The following is a 22,492-nucleotide window of genomic DNA, read 5'->3' on the forward strand; positions in this document are numbered from 1 at the left end:
GTTGCTGTGGCAGACTGCGGCGATCCAAGCGTCCCGCCGCAGCAACGGAGTACGTCATGACCGCAGGTGCGCCCAGGCCGACGATCGACACCAGCAAGCCGCATCCCGCACGTGTCTACGACTGGCTGCTCGGCGGCAAGGACAACTACCCGGTCGACGAGGCGGTGGGCGAGAACCTGCCACCCGAGGCGAAGGACGCCGCACGGCAGAACCGCGCGTTCATGAACCGCGCGACCGCCTGGCTGGCCACCCAGGGCGTGGACCAGTTCCTCGACATAGGCACCGGGATCCCCACCGCGCCGAACCTGCACCAGATCGTCCAGGAGATCGTGCCGTCCGCGCGGGTCGTCTACACCGACAACGACCCGATCGTGCTGCGCCATGCGGAGGCCCTGCTGGTCAGCCGTCCCGAGGGGATGACCGACTACGTCCAGTCGGATGTCCGCGAGCCGCTGGAGATCCTCGGGCACGCCCGCGGCCTCCTCGACTTCGAGCGTCCGATCGCCCTCTCGCTCATCGCGCTGATGCACTTCCTGTCCGACGACCAGGACCCGTACGGGATCGTGAACACGCTGGTGGGCGCTCTGCCGTCAGGCAGTCACCTGGTGCTCTCGCACGCGTCGTCCGACATCTATCCGGAGCTGGCCGAGCAGGTCACCGCCGAGTACGCGAAGGGCGGCATCAAGCTCGGCTTCCGGAACCGCGCCGAGGTCAGCCGCTTCTTCGACGGGCTCGACCTCGTCGAGCCGGGCCTGGTGACGGCCCCGGACTGGTTCAGGGACACCACGCCGCCGGAGGCGGAGGGCAGCGGGATCTACGCGGCGGTGGCCCGCATCCCCTAGTTGCTCGACTGACGTATCAGCCGGGTACCCGTCCACGCCCCCCGAAAGGTGAGCAGTCCCACTCCCAGGAGCTTGATTGGGGATCAGCGGGGGTGGGCATCACCGTGGGGCAGGACCAGCCGCGCAAGACAGGGCGCGGCACCGGCGAGCGGATGCTGTAGCGAGCATGCCGGACGTCCCAGGGGAGGGAAGTGAGTCGCCATGCGTGCGCACCAGCACGCTGTACGTACGCCCAAGCGTGTCCACCGGCACGTCGCCCGTGTCGAGTACGTACTGCCGCAGGAAGCCGCATCGGCCGGCCGGGCGCGGAAGCTGACCTCCGCGTTCCTGACCCGGCCCCGCCGGCACCTGACGGAAGTGGACGCCGAGCGGGTGGACGACGCCACGCTGATCGTCTCCGAACTGGTCGCCAACGCCACCCAGCACGGCCGCAGTCCCTGCCGTCTGCGCCTTCAGGTGTCCGGCGGCGAGGTGACCGTCGAGGTCCACGACGCGAGTCCTGTCGGCCCGCGCACGCTCAAGCCGAGCACCGAACGGGAGAGCGGACGGGGCCTGGCGATGGTGCGTCACCTCGCCGCGCGCCTTGAGGTCGTCGGCAACGGCCGACGCGGCAAGGCCGTCCGGGCGGTTCTCGCGTAGGGCCGTTCGGGCGATACCCGTCCCACGGCGTGGTGAGTCGGCGTGGTGCGTCACGGCCCCGGCTGCAACGTCCTCGCAACCTTGTCCGGAGTTGACTGGGGTCCTCCCCTCGACGGCGGTCCGGTGACCAAGGAGCGGCAGCCCATGACCGATACTCCACGCGTGGAGCTGACCTCTGACGCCGCCGGTCTGGTGCGGCGGCTGCGGGAGGCCCACGGCCCGCTGATGTTCCATCAGTCCGGCGGATGCTGCGACGGCAGTGCGCCCATGTGCTACCCCGCGGGTGAATTCCGCACCGGGAACTCCGACGTGCTCCTGGAGTCACTGACCGTGGAGGGAGTGGCGGAACCGGTCACCTTCTGGATGTCCAGGAGTCAGTACGACGTATGGAGCCACACCCGGCTGATCGTGGACGTGGTCCCCGGCCGGGGCAGCGGCTTCTCCCTCGAAGCCCCGGAAGGCGTACGTTTCCTCATCCGTTCCCGTCTGGTCGGTACCTAGCCACCCACCCTGCACCCGTCCGGCGCTGCCCTCTGGTGCACTTTCTGACCGGCCCTCAGACTGGTGCGGTCGGACGGCCGGAAAGACTTCAGGGGGCATGGGTGGCATCACGGCACACGTACATCGTGGGACGGTTCAGAACGGCGAGAGCGGCGCTCTCGGTACTGACGGCATTCGGCACGCTGGCCGGTGCGGCTCTGATGGGAGCGGCACCGGCCGGCGGCGTGGAGGCGGACGGAAAGGCCGCCGCGTCGCGGATCGCGCCGGGAGTGGAGTACTGGCAGTTCGACATCCCGGCCTCCCACGGCACGGCCCGCGCGCACGTGCTCGACGTCGACCTGAGCGATCCGCGCACGGGCGTCGACCTGCTCTATCCGGGTGCGGTGGGCGCGCGCTCCGTCGTCTCCGCGCTCGCGGACGGGGCGGGGGCGGTCGGCGGGATCAACGGCGACTTCTTCAACATCACCGAGACCCAGCATCCGGGCGTCGAGCCGACCGGCGCGCCCGTCGGCCCGGCGGTCGCACGGGGCCGGGCCCTCAAGGCAGCGGTGCCGAACGGTCAGCGCTTCGGGCCCGCGATGCCTCCGGGCGTGACCACGGAAGCCGTGCTCGGCGTGGGCTTCGACCGCCGGGCCCGCATGGACAACCTCCGCCTGGACGGTGAAGTACTGACCAAGCAGACCCGGTTGCCGCTCGGCGGGCTCAACCAGTACGCCCTCCCGGTGGGTTCCGTCGGCGCGTTCACCAGCGACTGGGGCAGCACCTCGCGGGTCCGCTCCACCTGCGGCACGGACACCAACCGCGGTGCTCCCTGCAGCACGGACACCCATGAGGTGGCGGTGCGCGGCGGCCGTGTGGTGACGTCCGTCGGCACACCCGGCAGCGGTCCGGTGGCCCGCGGCACCACGGTCCTCGTCGGGCGCGAGGCCGGCGCACAGGAGCTGCGCAAGCTCTCGATCGGCGACCGGGTGCAGGTCAAACACCGCCTGGTGGCGGCCACGTCGCACTCCCCCTTCCGCTTCGCGCTCGGTGGCTTCCCCGTCCTGCGCGGCGGCGCGCCGCTGCCCGGTCTCGACTCCGTCACCTCCGCCGTGCGGACGGCTGTCGGAATCTCCGACGACGGACGGCGCCTCCTGCTCCTCTCCCTGGACGGCTCCCCTGAGTTCCGTACGGGCCTGACCATCGCCGAAGTCGCCACCACGCTGCGGGGCTTGGGCGCGCGGGACGGCTTCAGCCTGGACGGCGGGGGCTCCTCCACGCTGGCCTCGTCCACCACTCTGGTCGCGAGGGCCCCGGGCGCCGAGGCCGTCACCGTACGCAACAACCCCAGCGGCGGCGTGGAACGTCCGGTGCCGAACGGCATCGGCGTGTTCTCCGGCGGCTGACCGGGCGCGAACGCAGATGCGGGTTCCCGACAAGTAGGGGGTGAGACCGCCGGCCGGCGGTACGGATACGGAGGTCCCGTGACCACGGACCTGGACGACGAGGAGCTGCTGGCCCGCACCGCGCGGGACCCGGCAGCCTTCGAACCGCTGGTGGTGCGCCACTCGGCGGCTCTCCACGGCTACTTCGCACGCCGGGCCCCGGCTGCCGCGGACGATCTGCTCGCCGAGCTCTGGCTGCGGGCGTACGCGGCCCGGCAGGGCTTCGACGCGGCCCGCGGCCCCGCGCGGGCCTGGCTGTTCGGTGTCGCCCGCAACGTGCTGTCGGCGCACTGGCGCCGGCTCGCGCAGCAGCACACCGGACCGCCCGGCGCCGGCCGCGACGACGACCCGTGGGAGGCGGTGGACGCACGCCTCGACGCGGCCGCGGTGGCACCGCGGCTGCGCGCGCTCCTCACCGGACTCCCGCCGGACGAACGCGAGTTGCTGCTCCTCGTGGCCTGGGAGCAGCTCACGCCCGGCGAGGCCGCCGCGGCGGTCGGCATCCCCGCGGGGACGGCCCGCTCACGGCTGCACCGCGCCCGTACCCGGCTGCGTGCGAGCGCGCCCCTCAAGCTGACCGGAGACCTGTCATGAGCGAACGTGGTGACCTTCTCGACTTTCCCGGTGCCGACGAACTGATCGCGGCGGGTCACGTCGCGCCGCCCGCACCCGCCGTGGTGGCGGCGGCCCGAGCCGCGGTGGCGGGCGCCGCACGGCGCGAGACGGTCGTGGTCCCGCTGCGCGGGCGTGCCGTCCCGCGCCGTCGCAGGCTGCTGGTCGCGGTTGCGGCCGTGGCCGCGATCGCCGCCGGTGCCGTGGCGTATCCGGTGCTCGACCTGGGCGGCAGGCCCGCGGCCAGTGCGTCGGCCGCCCATTTCCTGAACGACATGGCGGACGTCGCGGCGGACTCCCGGACAGCCGACGCCCCGTACTGGAAGGTCAGGATGGAGACGGTGAACCAGGACGACGGGCGGGTGGCGACCACCACCTTCTTCGACCGTGCGGGCCGCATCTGGTCCGTCGACGCGGACGGCACGGTCCACGAGCCGCCCGCGGGCAAGGCCGGCAAGCTCAAGAAGTGGCCCGTGGGAAAGAAGTGGCTGACGTGGCCCGCGCTCGACAAGCTGCCCACGGAACAGAAGGCGCTGACGGCGCTCTTCCCAAAGGCGGACGAGAGCCGCTTCGAGCAGGTGGCGATCCTGCTCGAGGACTCCCCCGCGAGCCCCGAGCTGCGTGCCGCGCTCTTCCGGATCCTCGCGGACACCCCCGGCGTGAAGCTGGTCGGTGACGTGCAGGACAGCAAGGGGCGCCCGGGCGTGGCGGTCGAGATCACGCGGAAGGCCGGATTCAGCACCGGACCGGAGAAGGGCGTGACGTACTGGACGACGGACCGCTACACCGTCGACCCGGACACCGGCCTCCTCCTGGAGACGACCCACAAGATCCGTGGCCAGGACATCCCCGCGGACCGCTACACCTGGCTGGAGCTGGGCCCGGCCGATCGCGTCGGCTGAGCCCCGGCCCCCTGCCGCGTGGGGCGTGTTCACTCGGTGTCCCGCACCGCCACCAGGCCGTTGAACACGCCCACGTACGCCGTCCCGTCCGGGCCCAGGGTCACCGGCGCCCAGTTGTTGTCGTACGCGATGCCCGTACCGGCGAACCGCTTCCACTGGGTCGAGCCGGTGCGGAAGTCGACGGCCGTCAGGTACCAGGCATCGATGCCGAGGCTGTTGGGCTCCTTCGTGTAGAAGTACAACAGGCCGTTGGCGGTGGACAGTTTGGGCACGTTCGACGGGGCGCGGACGTCGCTCTCCCACACCGTGTCGCAGCCGCTGCCGTCGTCGCGTACGTCGATCCTGCTGACGCCGCCGACGACGCTGCGCCCGAAGGTGAGCGAGGTGATGTTCTCGTAGCCGTAGTTGTTCTCGACAACGAGGCTGTTGCCCCAGGTGATCAGCGAGTTGTCGGTGGTGGAGGCGCCGGAGCGGAAGACGGGGACCTTGCAGACGAGCCGCTTGTCGTCGGCGATGTCCTCGCCCCGGCGGTAGACGAGCACGTTCATGCGGTCGTCGGCGTTGTCGGTGATGGCCACGTAGTCGTCGTCGCCCTTGCCGAAGAGGTCGGGGGTGGTGCCCGAACCCTGGTTCACCGAGCCGGGTTTGGTACCCGTACCCCGGTCGTACGTCTGACGCCAGACGGCCTTCGGGGTGCCGTCCGCACCGGCCCGGAAGCTGTAGAGCGCGTGGTCGGAGACGATCGACACGCCGTCCTCGGCGACGGAGAACGAGTTCTGGATCTCTTCGCCGTCGAGCCGGATGGAGCGGATGTCGCCGGACGTGGGGTCGACGGTGCCGACGCGTCCCCGCCGGGTCACCCACCAGATGCGGCCCTCCCAGTCGGGCATCACCGACGTGACCGGGTCACATTCGCCACTCGGGTAGAGATTCGACCAGGTCACGCAGTCGTGCGGGACGTGCGTCGTCAGGTCCCAGTCCTTGTCGACGACGAACCGCCAACTGCCGTCCGCCGTCTGCTCGTGCGCGAGCCGGACGATGTGCTGCCGGGAGTCGGCGAGGACGAGCCGGTCCTCGTTGTCGAGGTAGGAGTAGGCGCCGCCCGAGGTGTCCTTGAAGATCTTCGAGAAGTCCAGGCGTGTGAGGGCCTCGACGGTGGAGGGGCGCTGCGGCAGCTTGTACTCGGCGAGCGTCTTCATCGTGTCCGGGTCGAGCAGCTTGACCAGGAAACCGGTGAACGTGCCGCAGACGGTGACGATGCGGCCGGCCTTGTCGAAGGTGACGGTGGCGCACTCACCCCCGAGCGCCGCCATCTTCTCGCTGCCGACCCGCGGTTTCTTACCCAGGGGTCCGTTCCAGGGGTAGGTTCCGCTGCCCGCGGCGTCCGCGTGCATCCCGCTGCGGCCGTTGGCGGCGAGATACGGGTGCTGGGGCGGCTGTTCGCCGGGCAGCGGGCGGGCGTCGGCGGGTGTGCCGGTGTACTGGTCGACGAGCCGGTGCCCCGGCGCCTTCGGTATGTCGTCCGCCTGGGCGGGATACGCGAAGGACGCCGCCGAGACCGTGAGCGCGGTCAGGGCGAGGGCGGTGCTGAGGGTTCTGCGACGCGGCATGGGCCGAAGCTAGGGCCAGCCCCTTGAAGTGTCCATGGAAAGGTGACAGTTGTTCATGAACACGCAACGATCATGGCTGCAGGCCGCTGACGATGTCCGCGGCGGCCGTGACCCCGTTGTGAATGGTCGGCGCCATGCTCGAACTCGCCAGATAGAAGCCGAGCAGCGCACAGACCAGGGCGTGCGAGAACTTCAGTGCGCCGTTGCGCAGAAAGACCACTGCCAGGATCACCAGCAGCAGCACCACAGAGACCGAAATGGCCATGGGGACAACCTCCTTCGCCGCGTCCACACCGCGGCTCTGGGCCGAGTGTGGCGCAGCGGAGGGACCGTCCGGGCGACCGGCATGTCCTCCGAACGGGTGTTATGTGCCAGGACGTTGCTTCCCCGGGCCGTATCCGGGCCGGGGGCTACTGCCCGTGGGCGACGAGGAACGCCTCGAGGCCCGCCAGGTCGTCCGTGTTCAAGTGGTCGACGCCGGCGGCCAGGAGCTCGCCCCACACCGCGTCGCGTGCCGGGCCCGGCAGGTCGGGTGTCGCCCAGAAGCGGACGCGCTGCCCGCGCTTGTGGACGGTGGCGACGATGCCGCGCAGCTTGTCGCGCTCGGCGGCGGGCATCGCGCCGACGCCCTGCCAGCTGAAGTTGAGCGTCCAGTTGTCGCTGATCAGCGGGATGAGCGAGGCGGGCGCCGCGCTGCCCAGGTCGGCGAGGCGGCCGTCGTAGAAGGCGCGGCGCGTGCGCTGGGCCTCCATCGGGGCGCGGGCCGCCCGGTCGCCGGAGATCACCGCCGTCACGGGACCGCGGCGCACCTTGCCGTACGCGTACGTGGTGAACAGGTGCCGGTAGCGGCGCAGATGCCGGTCGAGTTCCAGGTACGTCGCCGCGCCCTCGGTCTTGATGTCGATCAGGAGCTGGAAGGGGGTGCGGTGGTAACCGCGGTACACGGAGCCGTGATGGGCGCGGACCCGCGCGGCCAGGGGGTCCAGGTAGAGCGATTCGAGGGTGCGGGTGGGGTCGAGGTCGACCGGGTCGTGCGCGACCAGGAGCTGCCCGTCGACGAGGTAGATGTCGGCCTCGACGCTGCCGAAGCGGTGGTCGAGCGCGTCGAAGAGGGGCCGGGGGTGGTCGTAGTCGTTGTGAGCGTGGGCCCGGATGAGGGGGCGGGGTCCGTGTCCGCGTTCGCTCGCCTGGGCGTACGCGGGGACGGCGGCGGTGCCGGCCAGCGCGGCACCGAGGGTGAGGGCTCTACGACGGGTGATGAGTGCCACGGAGACTCCCGGGAGGGCGAGGGACGACGAGCGGGCCTCAGTGAGTATGAGGCCATGCTCGCGTCAAGAAACCCCTTCGGGACGGGAGTTGGCGCTATCGACTCCCTGCGTCAACTCCGGCAGACCCGCGCCCCCGCAGGGCACCTCGGGCCGCCTCAGGCCACCTCGGGGGCCGCCTTGCGATCGGCTGCCGGACCGGCTCCCGCCAGCTCGCTCCAGTGGACGGTCCGCTCGCACCACCGCTCGAGGAGCACCCGATCGTGCCCGACCGCGAGCAGTCCGGCGCCGCTCTCGCGCCGGTACTCCTCCACGGCGTGCACGAGTGCCGCCGTCGTCGAGGCGTCGAGCATCGCCGTCATCTCGTCGCAGATCAGCCAGCGCGGCCGGAGCACCAGGGCGCGGGCAAGGCAGGCGCGCTGGAGCTGGCCGTCGCTGACCTCGTGCGGCCTGCGGCCCAGGAGGTCCTCGCCGAGACCGACGGTGGCCGCCAACTCGCTGACCCGCGCGGGGGCTTCGCCGCCGCGTCCGGCCGCTCGGAGCGGCTCCACGATCAGGTTCGTGAGGGTCAGCCGGGGGTCGGCGGAGAGGCGGGGTTGCTGGAAGACGACGCCGAAGGCGGTGCGCTGGGCGCGAGGGGCCCGGTGCCGCCAGCCTCGGGCGGGCTCGCCGTCGATGACGACGCGGCCCGCGTCGGGCTTGTGCAGCAGGGCGGCCACCCGGGCCAGGGTCGACTTGCCGCAGCCGCTGGGACCGAGCAGTCCGACGGAGGCGCCGGGCGCGATCGTCAGGTCCACGCCGCTCATGACGGGGGCGCGGCGGTCGTATCCGGCGGTGATGGAGTGGAGTTCAAGCACGGGGTGCCTCCAGGACGGCCGCCGTACGGGGATGGTGGCAGGCGACCCCGGCCACGGGCTTCGGCACGGTCCCGCAGGCCTCGTCCGCGCCGGCGCAGCGCGCGGCGAACGCGCATCCGTCCGGCAGCGCGGAGAGTTCGGGCGGCATGCCGGGGATCGGCGTGAACTCCCGTTCCGGCAGGGCGTTCAGGAGGCCGCGCGCGTAGGGATGCCGGGGCCCGGGGTCACCGAAGAAGTCCTCGGCGTCGGCGAGTTCGACGATGCGGCTCGCGTACATGACGGCGACGCGGTCCGCGATGCGTTCGGCGGCGGCCAGGTCGTGGGTGATCAGGAGCAGCGCGCGGTCCTCGCCGACGTGCTTGCGCAGTTCGTCCACCGTGCGGTCGACGAGGTCGCGGTCGAGGCCCGTCGTCGGTTCGTCGGCGAGCAGCAGCGGTGCGTCGCCGATGAGCGCGAGCGCGGTGGCGGCGCGCTGGGCGAGGCCGCCGGAGAGCTCGTGCGGGTAGCGGTCCAGGTGTCCGGCGGGGAACGCGGCACGCTCGGCTGCCGCTTCGGCGGCCTTGCGCAGCTGCGGGCGGCGCACGCCCGCGAGCTCCCGCAGGGTCTCCTCCAGCTGCGAGCGGACCGTGCGCACCGGCGTCAGGTGCGCGGCCGGGCTCTGCGGTACGAGACCGACGCGCCGCCCACGGACCGTGCGGGCCAGGGTGCGCTCGTCGGCGGCGAGCAGGTCCGCGTCACCGATGTGCGCGGACCCGGCCGTCTCCGCGTTCCGCGGAAGCAGCCCGAGCAGCGCCGACGCGAGCACGGACTTGCCGCAGCCGCTCTCGCCGACGAGGGCGAGGCACTCCCCCGCGGCGAGGTCGAAGGTGGCGTCGGTGACGGCGGAGACGAAGGTGCCCCCGCGCATGCGGAACCGTACGGAGAGTCCTCGTACGGACAGCACCGGAGGTGGGACGGGTTCGGTCACGGCGGTCACCGGGTTCACGGCGGTCACAGCATCAGCTCCGATCGGCGCCGGGGATTGATCCGTTCCCGCCAGGCGCCCGCGAGGCCCGCGATCGCCAGGGTGGGCACGATGATGAACAGGCCGGGGAAGAGGGTCGGCCACCAGTCCCCGGCGAGGAGCGAGCCGCGCGCGCTCTGCACGAGGGTGCCCAGGCTCGCCTGGTGGGTGGGGAGTCCGAGGCCGAGGAAGGACAGCGCGGACTCGTGCCAGATGGCGTGCGGCACCATCAGGACGGCGGCGAGTCCGGCCTGCGGGAGCACTCCGGGCAGCAGATGGCGCACGGTCACGCGCATCCGCGACGCACCACCGGAGATGGCGGCGTCGATGTACGGGCGCGACCGCAGCGAGAGGACCTCGGCGCGCACGATGCGGGCCGTGGACAGCCAGTGCGTGAGCGCCACCGAGACGACCACCGGCCATACGCCCGGCCGGAACATCGCCACGATGAAGATGCCGAGCAGCAGATGCGGGACGGACGAGAAGACGTCCACGAGCCGCATCACGACCCGGTCGACCCAGCCGCCCGACGCGGCGGCGAGCGCGCCCACCGCCGTGCCGATGACGGTCGCGACGACGGCAGCCACCACGCCCACGAGGAGCGAGACCCGCAGCCCGTACACGCAGCGCAGGAGCAGGTCGCGTCCCACGTCGTCGGTGCCGAAGGGGTGCGCCAAGGACGGCGGCTGGAGCTTGGCCGCGAGGTTCACGGCCTGTTCGTCGAGGTTCACGAGCGGCGGCACGAGCAGGACGGCGAGGACGACGGCCGCGACGAGCACCGCCGAGGAACGCACCCGCCACGCGCGCGTGGAGCGGCTCTTGGTGACGCCCGCGAGAGGGGAACGCCACGTCACGTCAGCCATCGAATCCCACCCTCGGGTCGGCGAGGCCGTACAGCAGGTCGGCCAGGAGGTTGCCGAGGAGCACCGCCGCCGTGGCGAGGACGGTGAGCGCGGCGAGCAGCGGGAAGTCCACGGCGGTCGCCGCCGACACGGTGGCCGCCGCGATGCCCGGCCAGCTGAAGACGGTCTCCACCAGGAGCGCCCCGGTGATCAGTTCGGGCACGCGAGAGCCGATCAGCGTGAGCACCGGCAGCATGCCCGAGCGCAGTGCGTGCCCCAGGAGGACGGTCCGTTCGGCGAGGCCACGCGCGCGTGCACCTCGGACGGGGTCGTCGCCGAGTGCGTCGCCGACCCCTTGGCGTACGTAGAGCACGAACCACGGGAGCTGCGAGATCGCCAGGACGACGGCGGGCAGCACCAGATGGCTGGCGACCTGTCCGGCGGTCACGGCCGAACTCGCCGTGTCGGTGAGCCCGCCCGACGGCAGCACCCCGAGCTTCAGGGCGAACAGCCACACGGCGAGCAGCCCGATCCAGAACGGCGGGGCGGCTTCGAGCGTGTACGCGAGCGAGGTCACGGCGCGGTCGAGCCAGCCGCCGGGGCGGCGCGCGGCGAGGACACCGAGCGTGGTGCCGACCACGATCGCGAGCAGGAACGCGGTGGCGGCGAGCAGCACGGACCAGCCGATGCGTTCGCCGATGACGTCGGCGACGGGCTGACGCAGGGTGCTCGAATCCCCGAGGTCACCGTGCACGGCCGAGGTCAGCCAGTCCCACCAGCGCTGTACGAGCGGCTGGTCGACGCCGAGGTTGGCGCGCAGCTGGTCGAGGTTCTGCTGCGACGCGGTGAGCCCGGCCGTGCCCGCGTACGCCTTGACGGGGTCGAAAGGGGACGCGGCGGCGATCGCGAAGACGCCGAAGGTCACGGCGAGCAGGACCGGGACGGCGAACAGGGCCCGCCGTCCCGTCATGCGCGCCATCGGCCCCCAGGGGAGCTTCCGGAGCGCGGACCTCACTGCTTCGGCTGCCAGTCCTCGACGTTCCACCACGGGCCCGACGCGAGGCCGTGGTCGTGCGGCTCGGTCTGGGTGGTCAGGTCGCCGAAGCGCTTGTCGACGACGTAGAGGTGGTCGATGTGGGTGAGGAAGGTGTAGCCCGGGTCCTTCACCAGCTCGCGCTGGATGGTGTCGTACGCGGCCTGCCGCTTGGCGTGGTCGCCGCTCTCGCGGGCCTCGTCGAGCGCCTTGTCGACCTTGGGGTTGTCGTAGTGGGCCATGTTGTTGAAGCCGTCACCGGCGAGCGAGGACTTCAGGAGCGTGTACTGGTCGAAGTCCGGGTCGGCCGGGGAGCCGCCGCCCGCGAGGACCGCGTCCTTGGGCATCCGCGGCTCGATGACCTCCCACGTACCGGCCTGCACCTCCACCTTGATGCCGAGCTTCTTGGCGTCGGAGGCGTAGGCGAGGGCGTGGTCCTGGCGGAGCTTGTCCCCGGAGAGGTACCAGAGCGGGAACTTCGCCTGGACGCCGTCCTTCTCGCGGATGCCGTCCATGCCCGGCTTCCAGCCCGCGTCGTCGAGGATCTTCTTGGCCTTGGCCAGGTCGTGCCCCCGCTCGGTGCCCTTGGTGAACCAGGGGCTGTCGGTCGGCACGGGCCCGTAGGCCTCCTTGCCCGCGCCGTCCAGGATCGAGTCGACCATCGCCTTGCGGTCCACGCCGATGTCGAGCGCGCGCCGGATGCCGGTGTCGCCCGCGACCTTGTTGCCGGTGGGCAGGGTCACCACGCGGTAGTCGAAGGTCTTGGCGGCGTACGACTTCTTGTTGCCGTCGTGTCCGTACTTCTTCGCCAGGTTGGGTGGCAGGATCGCGCCGTCGAGCTCACCGGCGTCGAGCCGGGTGGCTCGGATGTCGTCGTCCTTGATGATCGCCATGGTGAAGTTCTTGACCTTCGGCGCGCCGCCCCAGTAGCCGGGGTTGGCCTTGAAGGTGAGCTTCTCGCCCTTGGACCACTTCACCAGCTTGTAGGGGCCCGTGCCGACCGGCTTGGTGGTGAACTCGCCGGTGTTCACGTCCTGCTTGCCGGCTATGTGCTCGGGCGCGATCGGCAGGACGGTGCGCTCGGCGAACGGCGCGTAGGGGTACTTGAGGTGGAAGACGACGGTGTCGGCGCCCTTCGCCTCGACGTCCTTGACGGCGTCGAGCTCGGTCTTGGCGGCGTTGTTGGTCTTCTTGTCGAGGATCGTCTCGTACGTGAAGACGACGTCCTTGGACGTGAAGGGCTTGCCGTCGCTGAACTTGACGCCCTTGCGCAGCTTGAACGTGTAGGTGCGGCCGTCGTCGCCGACCTTGGGGAGCCCGGCGGCGAGCGCGGGCTTCAACTTCATGTCGGCGTCGTGCGTGAGCAGGCCGTCGAAGATCTTGGAGTTGCCGTCCTTGCCGTAGCCGAGGAGCGGGCTCAGGGTGTCCGGTTCGTACGCGATGCCGACGACCGCGGAATCCTTGGCGCCGCCCGCGTTCTTGCCGTCGCCCGGCGCCGAACAGGCCGAGGCGGCGACCGCCAGTGAGGCGGCCGCCGCCACCGCGCCCGTACCCCGTATCGATCGGGCCCTCATGCTCCACACCCCTACTGAAGATCAAACGTTATTGCGAACGGGTCGCAATTATGCCTCATGTAATGGGTGGGTAAAACGTGTGGTCCATACCGAGTGGATCACGGGGGCCTGGTCGACGGTCGAGGTCAGGGAGCCGGCAGGCTCACGCGCGAGGCCAGCTCCTCCCGGTGGCGCCCCACCGTCCCGAGCGCGATCGAGTCGGCCTTGGCCCGCTTGAGGTAGAGGTGGACGGGGTGCTCCCACGTCATGCCGATGCCGCCGTGCAGCTGGAGCGCCTCCTCCGCGATGTGCACCGTGGCCGGTGACGCGTAGGCCTGCGCGAGGGCCGCCGCGACGTCGGCGTCCTCGCTTCCGGCGGCGAGGGTGTCGGCCGCGTTGCGGGCGGCGGCGCGCAGGCTGACCACTTCGAGCCAGAGCTGGGCGAGGCGGTGCTTGAGCGCCTGGAAGGAGCCGACGGGCCGGTTGAACTGGTGCCGTTCCTTGGTGTGCCGGACGGTCTCGGTCAAGCACCAGTCGGCGAGGCCCAGTTGCTCCGACGCCAGGAGCCCGGCCCCCGCCCGCAGACCGCGTCGTACGGCGGGTCCGGATGCCGGGCCGACGGCACGCGCGCGTGCGCCCTCGAAGGTGACCGTGGCGAGTGGCCGCGTGAGGTCGAGCGAGGTCTGCGGCGTGACGGTCACTCCGACGTCGTCCGCGTCCACGGCGAACATCCCCGCATCCGTCGGCACGAGAAGGACGTCGGCGGCGACCGCGTCGGCGACACCGGAGACGCTGCCGTGCAGGGCACCGCCCTCCGCGCGTACGCCGGGCAGGCCGCCGCCCGGAGCGGTGACGAGCGGCACGGCGAGCACGCCGACCGTGCGTCCCGAGGCGAGCGCGCCGAGGAGTTCCCTCGCCGCGTCGGTGTCACAGCCGAGCAGCGTCTCGGTCGCGATCACCGCACTGGTCAGATAGGGCACGGGGGCGACCGCGCGGCCCAACTCCTCAAGGACGACGGCGGCTTCGCGGTGCGTGGCGCCCTGGCCGCCGAGGTCCTCGGGCACGAGCAGGCCCGCGAGACCCATGCCGTCCGTGAGCGCCTTCCACAGGTCGTGGTCGTGCGGCTCGGCGGACTCCGTGCGGGTGAGCACGGCGCTGGCGTCGCAGTGGTCGGCGAGGAGGCCGCGCACGACCGAGCGCAGCGCCTCTTCTTCTTCGGAGTACAGCAGGTCGCGCGGCGCGGGCTGCGAGATCTGCGGGGGCTGCGCACTCATCGGGCGAGGTCCTTCCAGGCGACGTCCTTGTCGGTGCGCGGCTCGGAGGGGAGTCCGAGGACGCGCTCGGCGACGATGTTGAGCAGCACTTCGCTGGTGCCGCCCTCGATGCTGTTGCCCTTGGCCCGCAGATAGCGGTAGCCCGCGTCACGGCCGACGAAGTCGACCTTCGCGGGCCGCCGCATCGTCCAGTCCTCGTACAACAGCCCTTCCTCACCAAGGAGTTCCACCTCCAGGCCGCTGATCTCCTGGTTCAGGCGGGCGAATCCGAGTTTCATGCCCGAGCCCTCCGGGCCCGGCTGTCCCGCGACGAGCTGCTGGCGGAGCCGCTCGCCGGTCAGCCTGGCGACCTCGGCCTCGACCCACAGCTTGAGGAGCCGCTGGTGCAGGTCGTGCGTGCGCAGTTCGGGGCGCTCGCGCCAGGCCTCGACGGCCGGGCCGATCATGCCGCCCTCGCGTGGAATGCGGGCACCGCCGATGGACACGCGCTCGTTCATGAGGGTGGTCTGCGCGACCTTCCAGCCGTCGCCGATCTCTCCGAGCCGGTGCGCGTCCGGGATGCGTACGTCGGTGAGGAAGACCTCGTTGAACTCGGCCTCGCCGGTGATCTGCCGCAGCGGCCGCACCTCGACGCCCGGGTCGGTCATGTCGCAGACGAAGTACGTGATGCCGCGGTGCTTGGGCACCTCCGGGTCGGTGCGGGCGATGAGGATGGCCCAGCGGGCGGCGTGCGCGCCGGACGTCCACACCTTCTGGCCGTTGACCACCCAGGTGCCCCCATCGTCACGGACGGCGCGCGTGCCGAGCGCCGCCAGGTCGGATCCGGCGCCCGGCTCACTGAAGAGCTGGCACCACACCTCGTCGCCGACCCACAGCGGCCGCAGGAAGCTCCGCTTCTGCTCCTCGGTGCCGAAGCGCAGGATGGTCGGGGCCGCCATGCCGAGGCCGATCCCGATGCGGCGCGGATCGTTGTCGGGAGCGCCCGCGGCCTCCAGCTCGGCGTCCACGACAGCCTGCAGGGACCGGGGAGCGCCGAGCCCGCCGAGCCCTTCCGGGTAGTGCACCCAGGCGAGCCCGGCGTCGAACCGGGCCTTCAGAAAGGCGGCGCGTTCCGTCGCCGCCGGCGGGTGCGCGGCGAGGAACTCCTGCGTACGGCTGCGCAGTTCGGCGGCATCCGTCATGCGTCGGCCCCCTCGGGGAGCACGGCCACCCGCCCCGTGGTAACACCGTCGGCGACCCGCTGGACGGCTGCGGCGGCATCGCTCAGCGGCACACGCTCGCTGATGAGCGGCTTGATGGCGCCCTTGGCCGCGAGCTGGGTGAGCTCCTCGTGGCAGCGGAGGATGGCCTGCGGGTCCTTGGTGTTGTAGAGGCCCCAGTGCAGGCCGAGGACCGCGTAGTTCTTCACCAGGGCGTGGTTGAGCGCGGGCGTCGGGATGACTCCGCTGGCGAAGCCGACGACGATGATCCGCCCCTCGAAAGCGACACACTTCGTGGACTGCGTGTACGCGTCGCCGCCCACGGGGTCGTAGATGACATCGGCGCCACGGCCGCCGGTGGCTTCCTTGACGGCGCCGATGACGTTCTCCGTACGCCGGTCGATGACCAGGTCGCAGCCGAGCTCGCGCGCGACCTCGGCCTTCGCGGCGCCGCCGACGACCCCGATGACCTTGGCGCCCGCCGCCTTGCCGAGCTGGACGGCCGCGCTGCCGACACCGCCCGCGGCAGCGTGCACCAGAAGGGTCTCGCCCTCCTGCAGGTGCGCGCGGCGGTGCAGGCCGAACCATCCCGTCTGGTAGCCGATGTGCAGCGCGGCGGCCTCGGCGTCGTCCAGGGCATCGGGCGCGGGCAGCACGGTCGCCGCGTCCGCGAGCGCGTACTCGGCGAAGCCGCCGTACGGGAGGGCCGGGTTGGCGATCAGCCGCCGGCCGTCCTCGGTCTCGCCGCAGATCTCCACGCCGGGCGTGAACGGCAGCGGGGGCGTGACCTGGTACTGCCCGCGGCAGAGCAGCGCGTCGGGGAAGTTGATGTTGGCGGCACGGACCTTGAGGAGCAGTTGTCCGTCGCCGGGCACCGGCCGGTCCACGTCTTCGAGGCGCATCACCGCGCTCGGCTCGCCGTTCTGGTGCACTTGCCATGCCTGCATGCGGGGCCTCCACTGGGGCTTTCGTAGACCGAGCTCCGTCGCATACTAAGCGGTCGCTTGCAGGCAGGGGAACCGTCTCGTCAGTCCGCTTTGCGCTTCTCCCGCACGGGCCGCGCCCTTACGTGCATGCGCTCGCCCTGCGGCCCGAACAGGCTGAGGAATTCCGCGGGCCCCTCCCCCGTCGACCCGAACCAGTGCGGGAGCCGCGTGTCGAACTCCGCGGCCTCGCCCGCCGTGAGGATCACGTCATGATCGGCGAGCACGAGCCGCAGCCGCCCCGACAGGACGTACAGCCACTCGTACCCCTCGTGGGTCTGCGGGTCGGGCTGGACGGAGCGGACGGGCTCGAGCACCTTGTACGCCTGGAGGCCGCCGGGCTGGCGGGTCAGCGGGACCATCGTGCGGCCGTTCCGGACGATCGGCTTGGCCCGCACCCGGGGGTCGCCGACGGGCGGGGCGCCGACCAGCTCGTCCAGGGGGACCTGGTGGGCGCGCGCGATGGGGAGCAGGAGTTCGAGGCTGGGCTTGCGGTGGCCGGACTCAAGCCGGGAGAGGGTGCTCACCGAGATGCCGGTGGCGGCGGCGAGACCGGCGAGGGTCGCACCGCGCTCCTTGCGGATGCGCCGCAGGCGGGGGCCGACCTCGGCGAGCACGCCGTCCAGATTCGCGCCGTCGTCGCCGCCGCTCTCCGCCGCGTCCGGCGCCTCTTTGCTTGCTGTCCTGTTCTTTGCCATGGATCCATTGCAGTATCGGCAAAGTCGCTTGTCAATCATGCACCGCGGCTGCGACGGTCACCTCGGCTGGGCGCCCGCATGACGTGCGTACGGGCATGGAGCTTTGAAGCGTTAAGCGGTATCGATGCCGCCATGACGGACCACGTGAGCGAAGGCACGCCGCCGGGACTCCCGGCACCCGCCCCGCACGGCATGAGCGCGCTGCCCGAGGGGACGTACGACGGGGCGGTTGTCCTCGTGACCGGCGGCGGCACCGGTCTCGGCAAGGCGATCGCCGCGGAGTTCGCGCGGCTCGGGGCGGATCTGGTGATCGCCAGCCGTAAGGAGGAGCGGCTGAAGGCGGCGCGGGACGAGCTCGCGGGCCTCGGCGGGCGGGTGGCGGCCGTGCCGTGCGACATCCGGGACCCGGACCGCGTCGCCGAGGTCTTCGACGCGGCGCGGGACGCGTACGGCCTGCCGGACGTCCTGGTCAACAACGCGGCGGCGAACTTCCCCGTGCCCGCCGAGGACATGTCCCCGAACGCGTGGCGCTCGGTCGTGGACATCACGCTGACCGGGACGTTCTTCATGACGCGGGAGTTCGCCCGCCGCCATCTCACGGCGGGCACACCCGGCTCCGTCATCAACATCGGGGCGTCGTACGCGTGGACGGGCGGCCCCGGTTTCGCGCACAGCGCGGCGGCCAAGGCGGGCGTACAGAGCCTCGTCGAGAGCCTGGCGGTGGAGTGGGGGCCGTACGGGATCCAGGTCAACGGCCTAGTGCCGGGTCTGATGCCGCACGAGGACATGACTGCGGACATCCGCGGCAATCTCGACCGGGCCGCGACCGCGGCTACGACCACGGGCACAGCTACGGCTACGGCTGTGGAGGGAGGCGAATCGGACTTCCGCCGAAGGGAGTTGAGCTCCCGCCAGCCCGCCCTGCGCGTCGGCGCCCCGCGCGAACTGGGGTGGGCCGCGACCTTCCTCGCCTCGCCCTACGCCCGTTTCATCACCGGGCACACGCTGGTGGTGGACGGCGCGAACTGGCAGCGACGGGGCCTGGTGAGCCCGGAGGTGGTGACGGTGCGCGAGCAGATGGGGCGAGGAACCTTCGGCCGGTAGCGCCACTCCCGGGACCCCCGCGGCAGCAACGCCCGTCTCCCGCCCGCTACTTCCCCTTGAACGCAGCCGCCCTGCGCTCCCCCTTCGCCGTGTACCCGGCCCGCGAGTCCTCCGACGTCAGCGTGATCGCCGCGTTCATCGCGACCCGGTCGAGGGCGGCGTCCATCCCCGCGTCCGCGTAGGCGTCGATGCCCCGCTTGATGCCCTGCACGGCGAGCGGCGCGTTCGCTGCGATCTCCCCGGCGATCTCGCGCGCCGTCTTGGTCAACTCGGCGATCGGAGTGCTGAGTTGGACGAGCCGCAGCCGCTCCGCCGTGGCCGCGTCGATGCGGCGGCCGGTGAGCGAGAGCAGCTTGGCCCAGCCCGCGCCCGCGTCACGCGCGATGCGCAGATCGCCGCCCGCGTCCACCGCGACGCCGATCTGCGCCTCGGGCAGCGCGAACACCGCGTCGTCGGACGCGATCCGCACATCCGCCATCAGCGCGAGTTCGAAGCCGAACCCGAGGCAGTACCCCTGCACGGCGGCGACGATGGGCTGCGGAAGGCCGGCGAAGGTGCGGAAGCGCTCATGGACCCAGCGCAGACCCTCGTAGTAATTGCGTGTGCGCTCGGCGCCCGAACGACCGCCGATCGCACCGCCGTTCCGGGCGGTGACGTCGATCCCGGCACAGAATGCCCGCCCCTCCGCGCGCAGCAGCACCGCCCTGATCGAGTCGTCGAAGCGTATCCGGTCGGCGAAAATGCCGAGCTGGCGCGTGGACTCCCAGCTCCATGCGTTGAGCTTGTGCGGGTAGCAGAGGGTGAGGATGCCGAGGCCGTCCTCGATGTCGAGACGCAGCCGCTCCTCGCCCTCCGGGATGTCCGTGCCGATGGTGTCGATCATCCAGCACCAGCTCCTGCCTACGTTTCTGACGGCCCGTCAGGCAATTGACGTGCCGTCAGCGTAGTGGCGGTGGCTCAGCGGCTGAAGACCTCGAACGACACCGCGGGCTTCCCGCCGAAGCGCGGTGCCACCCGCTGCGCGTTGCCGGTGAGGAACTCTCGGCAGTACTTCTCGGGGTCCTCCTGGGTCAACACCTCGATGTACGTGCGGTGTTCGAGGAGCGAGCGCACGGAGCGCTCGAGACCGGCCGTCGCGTCCGCCGCGTGCGTGGGCGCCGAGGAACCGGCGACGGCCACCCAGCGCACACCGTTCCAGGGCTCCAGGGCGTCCTCCTCGATCAGCTCGGGGAAGATCCACCGGTTGCCCGCGTCCGCGACGGCGTCAAGGGTGGCGCGGCCGACGGCTACGTGATCCGGGGAGTTCCAGGCGACGCCGCCCCAGGTGTCGCGGTGGTTGAGGGTGATCACGAGCTCCGGCCGGTGCCTGCGGACCGCGGCGGCGATGTCGCGGCGCAGCGCCGTCCCGTACTCGATCACCCCGTCCCTGTGGTCGAGGAACTCCACCGTCGACACACCGACGACGGCCGCGCTCGCCCGCTGCTCGCGCTCGCGCAGCGGGCCGCACGTGGCGGGGTCGAGGGTGTCGATGCCCGCCTCGCCCCGGCTGGCCAGGAGGTAGGCGACCTCGCGCCCGCCGTCCGTCCAGCCGGCGATCGCGGCGGAGCAGCCGTACTCCAGGTCGTCGGGGTGGGCGACGACGGCGAGGGCCCGCTGCCAGTCCTCGGGCATGGGTGTGAGCTGGTCGTTCTCGTTCAACGGCTCTGTCATGCCCGCAGCCTAGCTTCGCGGGACCCGGCGCGGAGGGGTCAGGCCTCGCCCCTGGCGAGGGCCAGGAGCCGGTCGAGTACGCGCGGCGATCCGACCCGCAGCCCGTCGTGCTCGTACTCGTCGGTGACCCAGGTCCGCAGGCCGCGGATGGAGCGGGCGGTGCGCAGCGAGTGGGCGGTGTCGACGTACAGGTCGTCGTGGTAGATCGCGGCGGCGGCCGGCACCTCGTTCGCGGCGAGCCGAGCCGTGTCGTAGAGGGGCGTCCAGCCGGTGCGTGCGGCGAGCAGGTCGGCGGTCTCGCGCAGCGGGCGCAGGGCGGGGTCGCAGTCGAACTGCCAGCGCTGGACGGCTTCGCCGGTGAAGAGGAGCGGCGCGTCCCCGTCGAGCGCCTTGCCCGGGTCGAACTGCGGGAACTCGCCGCGCAGCCGCTGGGCCGACCAGTCGGTGGGCCGATCGTCCTGGCCGTAGATCGTCTCGTGCAGGAGGGCGAAGAGCGGGTGGCCCCAGTGCGAGAGGGCGGCCTGTACGCCTTCTTGGAACGCGTCGGAGAGCGTGTGTCCGGCGGGGGTACGCACGAAGGCGTCCTCAAGGAGGAAGTGGAGGCGGTGGCTGCCGTCGCCCGTGCCGAGCAGCATGCCGAGGGACTGGAACGCCTCGACGGTGAGGCGGTAGCCGCCGTTCAGGACGGGCTCGTGCTCGGCGAGGTGGGCGGCGATACGGCGGGCGCGCTCGACGTCCTGGGGGTAGCGGGCGTAGTGGGCTGCGGTCTTGCGCTCCATGCGCGGGTAGGCGGCGCGGTAGACGTCGTCCGCGTGGCCGTCGAGCGTGGGCAGGCCGCCGGTGATGAGGGCGGTGGCCAGTCCCTCGGGGGCCGCCGAGAGGTAGCGGGTCGCGCAGAAGCCGCCGAAGCTCTGGCCGAGGACGGTCCAGGGGGCGCCGCCGGTCAGCTCGCGCCGGATCAGCTCGCAGTCGCGGACGATGGAGTCGGCGCGGAAGTGCGTGAGGTAGTCGGCCTGCTCACGGGGTCCGCCGCGCAGCGGGAGCGTCTGGCGCGTCGCCGGAGTGGAGCTGCCGGTTCCGCGCTGGTCGAGGAGCAGCACCCGGTAGTCCTGGAGGGCCCTGCCCAGCCATGCCTCCTTGCCCACGAACCGGTTGGCCCCGAATCCCGGGCCGCCCTGCAGATACACCAGCCACGGCAGGTCGCCCCCGTGGTCCCCGTGCGCGCTCGCCACGGCCTCGCGGGCGAAGACCTCGATCCGCTCCCCCGCCGGGCCGTCGTGGTCGAGGGGCACGGAGAAGCGGTGGTCGGTGAGGACGACGCCGGGCTGGCGGTAGGAGGCGGTGGCGGTCAAGAGAGCTCCTGGGCGGCATGCGGAACGGGACACTTCGCCCCAGTTCAGCACACCCGTCGCGGACGCGGTCAGCGGGGCGTCAGGCTGGAGCGCCGCACCACGAGCTCCGGCTGGAGCACCACGCGCCGGTGATCGTGCTCCCCGGGGCCGGTGTCCGACTCGGTCTCCTCCAGGAGGAGTTCCGCGGCCATGGCGCCCATCTTGATGGCGGGCTGGCGCACCGAGGTGAGCGGGACGACGGCAGCCGCGGCGAACTCGATGTCGTCGTAGCCGACGATGGCGATGTCCTCGGGCACGCTCACTCCGGCCGCGTACATCGCCTGGAGCACCCCGAGGGCGAGCAGGTCGTTGGCGCAGAAGACCGCGGTCGGCCGCTCGGCGAGCCCAAGGACGCGGGCGCCCGCGTCGCGTCCGGCGGCCACGTCGAGGCGTTCGGTGGGCAGTTCCCGCAGCGCCGACGCCGGCAGACCGGCCTCGGCGAGTGCCTGCAGCGCTCCCTGCCTGCGGTCCTTGACCTGGTTGAGGCCGGGTGGGCCGCTCACGTACGCGATGCTGCGGTGCCCCGTGTCGACGAGATGGCGCACCGCGAGCGCCCCGCCCATGACGTCGTCCACGGAGACGGAGCACTCGGTGGCACCCTCGGCGACCCGGTCGACCAGGACGAACGGGATGGCGTGCCTGCGGAACGCCTCGATGTTGCGGCCCGTCGCGTCGGCCGGGGTCAGCAGGACGCCGCGTACCCGCTGTTCGGCGAAGAGTGCCAGGTATTCGGCCTCTTCGGAGGGGCTCTGTCCGCTGTTGCACATCATGACGCGGAGCCCGGCGTCGCGCGCGGCCCGCTCGGCGCCGCGCGCGACGTCCACGAAGAAGGGGTTGCCCATGTCGAGCACGAGCAGCGCCATGATGCGGCTCTGCCCCGCGCGCAGTTGCCGTGCGGACTCGCTGCGGACGTAGCCGAGCCGGTCGATCACGGACTGCACCCGGTGGCGTGTCTCTTCGGAGACGACGTCCGGGCGGTTGATCACGTTCGACACGGTGCCCACCGACACGCCGGCGTGCTTCGCCACGTCTTTGATGCCGACCATGCGT

General features: G+C 71.8%; 23 protein-coding genes. 7 read left to right on the forward strand and 16 right to left on the reverse strand.

Annotated features, from left to right (window positions below):
• The first annotated feature begins 56 nt into the window (after positions 1 to 56).
• The 6 genes from AB0E78_RS31350 to AB0E78_RS31375 all read left to right on the forward strand — a co-directional run bounded on the left by AB0E78_RS31350 (position 57) and on the right by AB0E78_RS31375 (position 4,920).
• On the forward strand, positions 57 to 842 hold the full coding sequence (locus AB0E78_RS31350) for an SAM-dependent methyltransferase (protein WP_361839575.1): 786 nt from the start codon (positions 57 to 59) through the stop codon (positions 840 to 842).
• A gap of 201 nt (positions 843 to 1,043) precedes the next feature.
• A complete protein-coding gene (locus tag AB0E78_RS31355; protein ID WP_361839578.1) occupies positions 1,044 to 1,481 on the forward strand; it encodes an ATP-binding protein in 438 nt (145 codons plus the stop codon).
• Between the two features lie 144 nt (positions 1,482 to 1,625).
• The gene (locus AB0E78_RS31360; RefSeq protein WP_361839580.1) at positions 1,626 to 1,982 is read left to right on the forward strand and encodes a DUF779 domain-containing protein; all 357 of its coding nucleotides are present in this window, start codon (positions 1,626 to 1,628) and stop codon (positions 1,980 to 1,982) included.
• A gap of 200 nt (positions 1,983 to 2,182) precedes the next feature.
• Positions 2,183 to 3,367 carry a phosphodiester glycosidase family protein gene (locus AB0E78_RS31365; RefSeq protein ID WP_361839852.1) on the forward strand — a complete coding sequence of 395 codons (1,185 nt, stop codon included), beginning with the start codon at positions 2,183 to 2,185 and terminating at the stop codon, positions 3,365 to 3,367.
• A 78-nt stretch (positions 3,368 to 3,445) separates the two neighbouring features.
• Positions 3,446 to 4,000, forward strand: coding sequence for an RNA polymerase sigma factor (locus tag AB0E78_RS31370; protein ID WP_361839583.1), 555 nt, complete (start codon positions 3,446 to 3,448; stop codon positions 3,998 to 4,000).
• Positions 3,997 to 4,920 (forward strand): hypothetical protein, encoded by a 924-nt coding sequence (locus AB0E78_RS31375; protein WP_361839586.1) that lies wholly within the window; start codon positions 3,997 to 3,999, stop codon positions 4,918 to 4,920. The genes AB0E78_RS31370 and AB0E78_RS31375 overlap by 4 nt, the downstream gene beginning before the upstream one ends.
• A 29-nt stretch (positions 4,921 to 4,949) precedes the next feature.
• Here AB0E78_RS31375 and AB0E78_RS31380 read toward each other — a convergent pair whose 3' ends face one another.
• The 12 genes from AB0E78_RS31380 to AB0E78_RS31435 all read right to left on the reverse strand — a co-directional run bounded on the left by AB0E78_RS31380 (position 4,950) and on the right by AB0E78_RS31435 (position 17,237).
• Positions 4,950 to 6,530: a hypothetical protein gene (locus tag AB0E78_RS31380; protein ID WP_361839588.1), complete on the reverse strand. Its 1,581-nt coding sequence runs from the start codon at positions 6,528 to 6,530 to the stop codon at positions 4,950 to 4,952.
• 70 nt (positions 6,531 to 6,600) lie between these two features.
• Positions 6,601 to 6,795 (reverse strand): hypothetical protein, encoded by a 195-nt coding sequence (locus AB0E78_RS31385; protein WP_160503040.1) that lies wholly within the window; start codon positions 6,793 to 6,795, stop codon positions 6,601 to 6,603.
• Between the two features lie 145 nt (positions 6,796 to 6,940).
• Entirely contained in the window at positions 6,941 to 7,798 is an 858-nt protein-coding gene (locus AB0E78_RS31390) for a phosphatidylinositol-specific phospholipase C/glycerophosphodiester phosphodiesterase family protein (protein ID WP_361839590.1), read from the reverse strand.
• A 155-nt stretch (positions 7,799 to 7,953) separates the two neighbouring features.
• The gene (locus AB0E78_RS31395) at positions 7,954 to 8,652 is read right to left on the reverse strand and encodes an ATP-binding cassette domain-containing protein (protein ID WP_361839592.1); all 699 of its coding nucleotides are present in this window, start codon (positions 8,650 to 8,652) and stop codon (positions 7,954 to 7,956) included.
• Positions 8,645 to 9,559, reverse strand: coding sequence for an ABC transporter ATP-binding protein (locus AB0E78_RS31400; protein ID WP_361839854.1), 915 nt, complete (start codon positions 9,557 to 9,559; stop codon positions 8,645 to 8,647). Before AB0E78_RS31400 ends, AB0E78_RS31395 begins: the two co-directional genes overlap by 8 nt.
• 83 nt (positions 9,560 to 9,642) lie before the next feature.
• On the reverse strand, positions 9,643 to 10,518 hold the full coding sequence (locus AB0E78_RS31405) for an ABC transporter permease (RefSeq protein WP_361839594.1): 876 nt from the start codon (positions 10,516 to 10,518) through the stop codon (positions 9,643 to 9,645).
• A complete protein-coding gene (locus tag AB0E78_RS31410) occupies positions 10,511 to 11,476 on the reverse strand; it encodes an ABC transporter permease (RefSeq protein WP_361839596.1) in 966 nt (321 codons plus the stop codon). The genes AB0E78_RS31405 and AB0E78_RS31410 overlap by 8 nt, the downstream gene beginning before the upstream one ends.
• 32 nt (positions 11,477 to 11,508) lie before the next feature.
• Positions 11,509 to 13,104 carry an ABC transporter substrate-binding protein gene (locus AB0E78_RS31415; RefSeq protein ID WP_361839598.1) on the reverse strand — a complete coding sequence of 532 codons (1,596 nt, stop codon included), beginning with the start codon at positions 13,102 to 13,104 and terminating at the stop codon, positions 11,509 to 11,511.
• A gap of 125 nt (positions 13,105 to 13,229) precedes the next feature.
• A complete protein-coding gene (locus tag AB0E78_RS31420; protein WP_361839601.1) occupies positions 13,230 to 14,357 on the reverse strand; it encodes an acyl-CoA dehydrogenase family protein in 1,128 nt (375 codons plus the stop codon).
• Complete coding sequence (locus AB0E78_RS31425) at positions 14,354 to 15,538, reverse strand: acyl-CoA dehydrogenase family protein (protein ID WP_361839604.1); 1,185 nt, start codon at positions 15,536 to 15,538, stop codon at positions 14,354 to 14,356. Before AB0E78_RS31425 ends, AB0E78_RS31420 begins: the two co-directional genes overlap by 4 nt.
• Positions 15,535 to 16,503, reverse strand: a complete 969-nt coding sequence (locus AB0E78_RS31430) for an NADPH:quinone oxidoreductase family protein (protein ID WP_361839607.1) — start codon at positions 16,501 to 16,503, stop codon at positions 15,535 to 15,537. Before AB0E78_RS31430 ends, AB0E78_RS31425 begins: the two co-directional genes overlap by 4 nt.
• Positions 16,504 to 16,583: 80 nt before the next feature.
• Entirely contained in the window at positions 16,584 to 17,237 is a 654-nt protein-coding gene (locus tag AB0E78_RS31435; RefSeq protein ID WP_361839610.1) for an XRE family transcriptional regulator, read from the reverse strand.
• A gap of 132 nt (positions 17,238 to 17,369) precedes the next feature.
• Here AB0E78_RS31435 and AB0E78_RS31440 point away from each other — a divergent pair, with 132 nt between their 5' ends.
• Entirely contained in the window at positions 17,370 to 18,341 is a 972-nt protein-coding gene (locus AB0E78_RS31440) for an SDR family oxidoreductase (RefSeq protein WP_361839613.1), read from the forward strand.
• 46 nt (positions 18,342 to 18,387) lie between these two features.
• On the opposite strand, the gene AB0E78_RS31445 is transcribed toward AB0E78_RS31440, so the two are convergent.
• From AB0E78_RS31445 to AB0E78_RS31460, 4 genes are all read right to left on the reverse strand, one after another.
• Positions 18,388 to 19,224 (reverse strand): enoyl-CoA hydratase/isomerase family protein, encoded by an 837-nt coding sequence (locus AB0E78_RS31445; protein ID WP_361839615.1) that lies wholly within the window; start codon positions 19,222 to 19,224, stop codon positions 18,388 to 18,390.
• 74 nt (positions 19,225 to 19,298) lie between these two features.
• Positions 19,299 to 20,051 carry a PIG-L deacetylase family protein gene (locus tag AB0E78_RS31450; protein ID WP_361839618.1) on the reverse strand — a complete coding sequence of 251 codons (753 nt, stop codon included), beginning with the start codon at positions 20,049 to 20,051 and terminating at the stop codon, positions 19,299 to 19,301.
• 38 nt (positions 20,052 to 20,089) lie between these two features.
• Positions 20,090 to 21,403, reverse strand: coding sequence for an alpha/beta fold hydrolase (locus AB0E78_RS31455; RefSeq protein ID WP_361839621.1), 1,314 nt, complete (start codon positions 21,401 to 21,403; stop codon positions 20,090 to 20,092).
• Between the two features lie 68 nt (positions 21,404 to 21,471).
• On the reverse strand, positions 21,472 to 22,488 hold the full coding sequence (locus tag AB0E78_RS31460) for a LacI family DNA-binding transcriptional regulator (protein WP_361839624.1): 1,017 nt from the start codon (positions 22,486 to 22,488) through the stop codon (positions 21,472 to 21,474).
• Between the last annotated feature and the right edge of the window lie 4 nt (positions 22,489 to 22,492).

Origin of the sequence: Streptomyces sp. NPDC032198, assembly GCF_040636975.1 — a bacterium.
GTDB lineage: Bacteria > Actinomycetota > Actinomycetes > Streptomycetales > Streptomycetaceae > Streptomyces.

Coding starts and splice junctions, on each gene's coding strand:
- AB0E78_RS31405 (WP_361839594.1), bottom strand. CDS start 10,518: ATGGCTGACGTGACGTGGCGTTCCCCTCTCGCGGGCGTCACCAAGAGC.
- AB0E78_RS31420 (WP_361839601.1), bottom strand. CDS start 14,357: ATGAGTGCGCAGCCCCCGCAGATCTCGCAGCCCGCGCCGCGCGACCTG.
- AB0E78_RS31425 (WP_361839604.1), bottom strand. CDS start 15,538: ATGACGGATGCCGCCGAACTGCGCAGCCGTACGCAGGAGTTCCTCGCC.
- AB0E78_RS31430 (WP_361839607.1), bottom strand. CDS start 16,503: ATGCAGGCATGGCAAGTGCACCAGAACGGCGAGCCGAGCGCGGTGATG.
- AB0E78_RS31460 (WP_361839624.1), bottom strand. CDS start 22,488: ATGGTCGGCATCAAAGACGTGGCGAAGCACGCCGGCGTGTCGGTGGGC.
- AB0E78_RS31365 (WP_361839852.1), top strand. CDS start 2,183: ATGGGAGCGGCACCGGCCGGCGGCGTGGAGGCGGACGGAAAGGCCGCC.
- AB0E78_RS31440 (WP_361839613.1), top strand. CDS start 17,370: ATGACGGACCACGTGAGCGAAGGCACGCCGCCGGGACTCCCGGCACCC.
- AB0E78_RS31385 (WP_160503040.1), bottom strand. CDS start 6,795: ATGGCCATTTCGGTCTCTGTGGTGCTGCTGCTGGTGATCCTGGCAGTG.
- AB0E78_RS31380 (WP_361839588.1), bottom strand. CDS start 6,530: ATGCCGCGTCGCAGAACCCTCAGCACCGCCCTCGCCCTGACCGCGCTC.
- AB0E78_RS31450 (WP_361839618.1), bottom strand. CDS start 20,051: ATGACAGAGCCGTTGAACGAGAACGACCAGCTCACACCCATGCCCGAG.
- AB0E78_RS31360 (WP_361839580.1), top strand. CDS start 1,626: ATGACCGATACTCCACGCGTGGAGCTGACCTCTGACGCCGCCGGTCTG.
- AB0E78_RS31350 (WP_361839575.1), top strand. CDS start 57: ATGACCGCAGGTGCGCCCAGGCCGACGATCGACACCAGCAAGCCGCAT.
- AB0E78_RS31410 (WP_361839596.1), bottom strand. CDS start 11,476: ATGGCGCGCATGACGGGACGGCGGGCCCTGTTCGCCGTCCCGGTCCTG.
- AB0E78_RS31355 (WP_361839578.1), top strand. CDS start 1,044: ATGCGTGCGCACCAGCACGCTGTACGTACGCCCAAGCGTGTCCACCGG.
- AB0E78_RS31445 (WP_361839615.1), bottom strand. CDS start 19,224: ATGATCGACACCATCGGCACGGACATCCCGGAGGGCGAGGAGCGGCTG.
- AB0E78_RS31435 (WP_361839610.1), bottom strand. CDS start 17,237: ATGGCAAAGAACAGGACAGCAAGCAAAGAGGCGCCGGACGCGGCGGAG.
- AB0E78_RS31400 (WP_361839854.1), bottom strand. CDS start 9,559: ATGCGCGGGGGCACCTTCGTCTCCGCCGTCACCGACGCCACCTTCGAC.
- AB0E78_RS31415 (WP_361839598.1), bottom strand. CDS start 13,104: ATGAGGGCCCGATCGATACGGGGTACGGGCGCGGTGGCGGCGGCCGCC.
- AB0E78_RS31375 (WP_361839586.1), top strand. CDS start 3,997: ATGAGCGAACGTGGTGACCTTCTCGACTTTCCCGGTGCCGACGAACTG.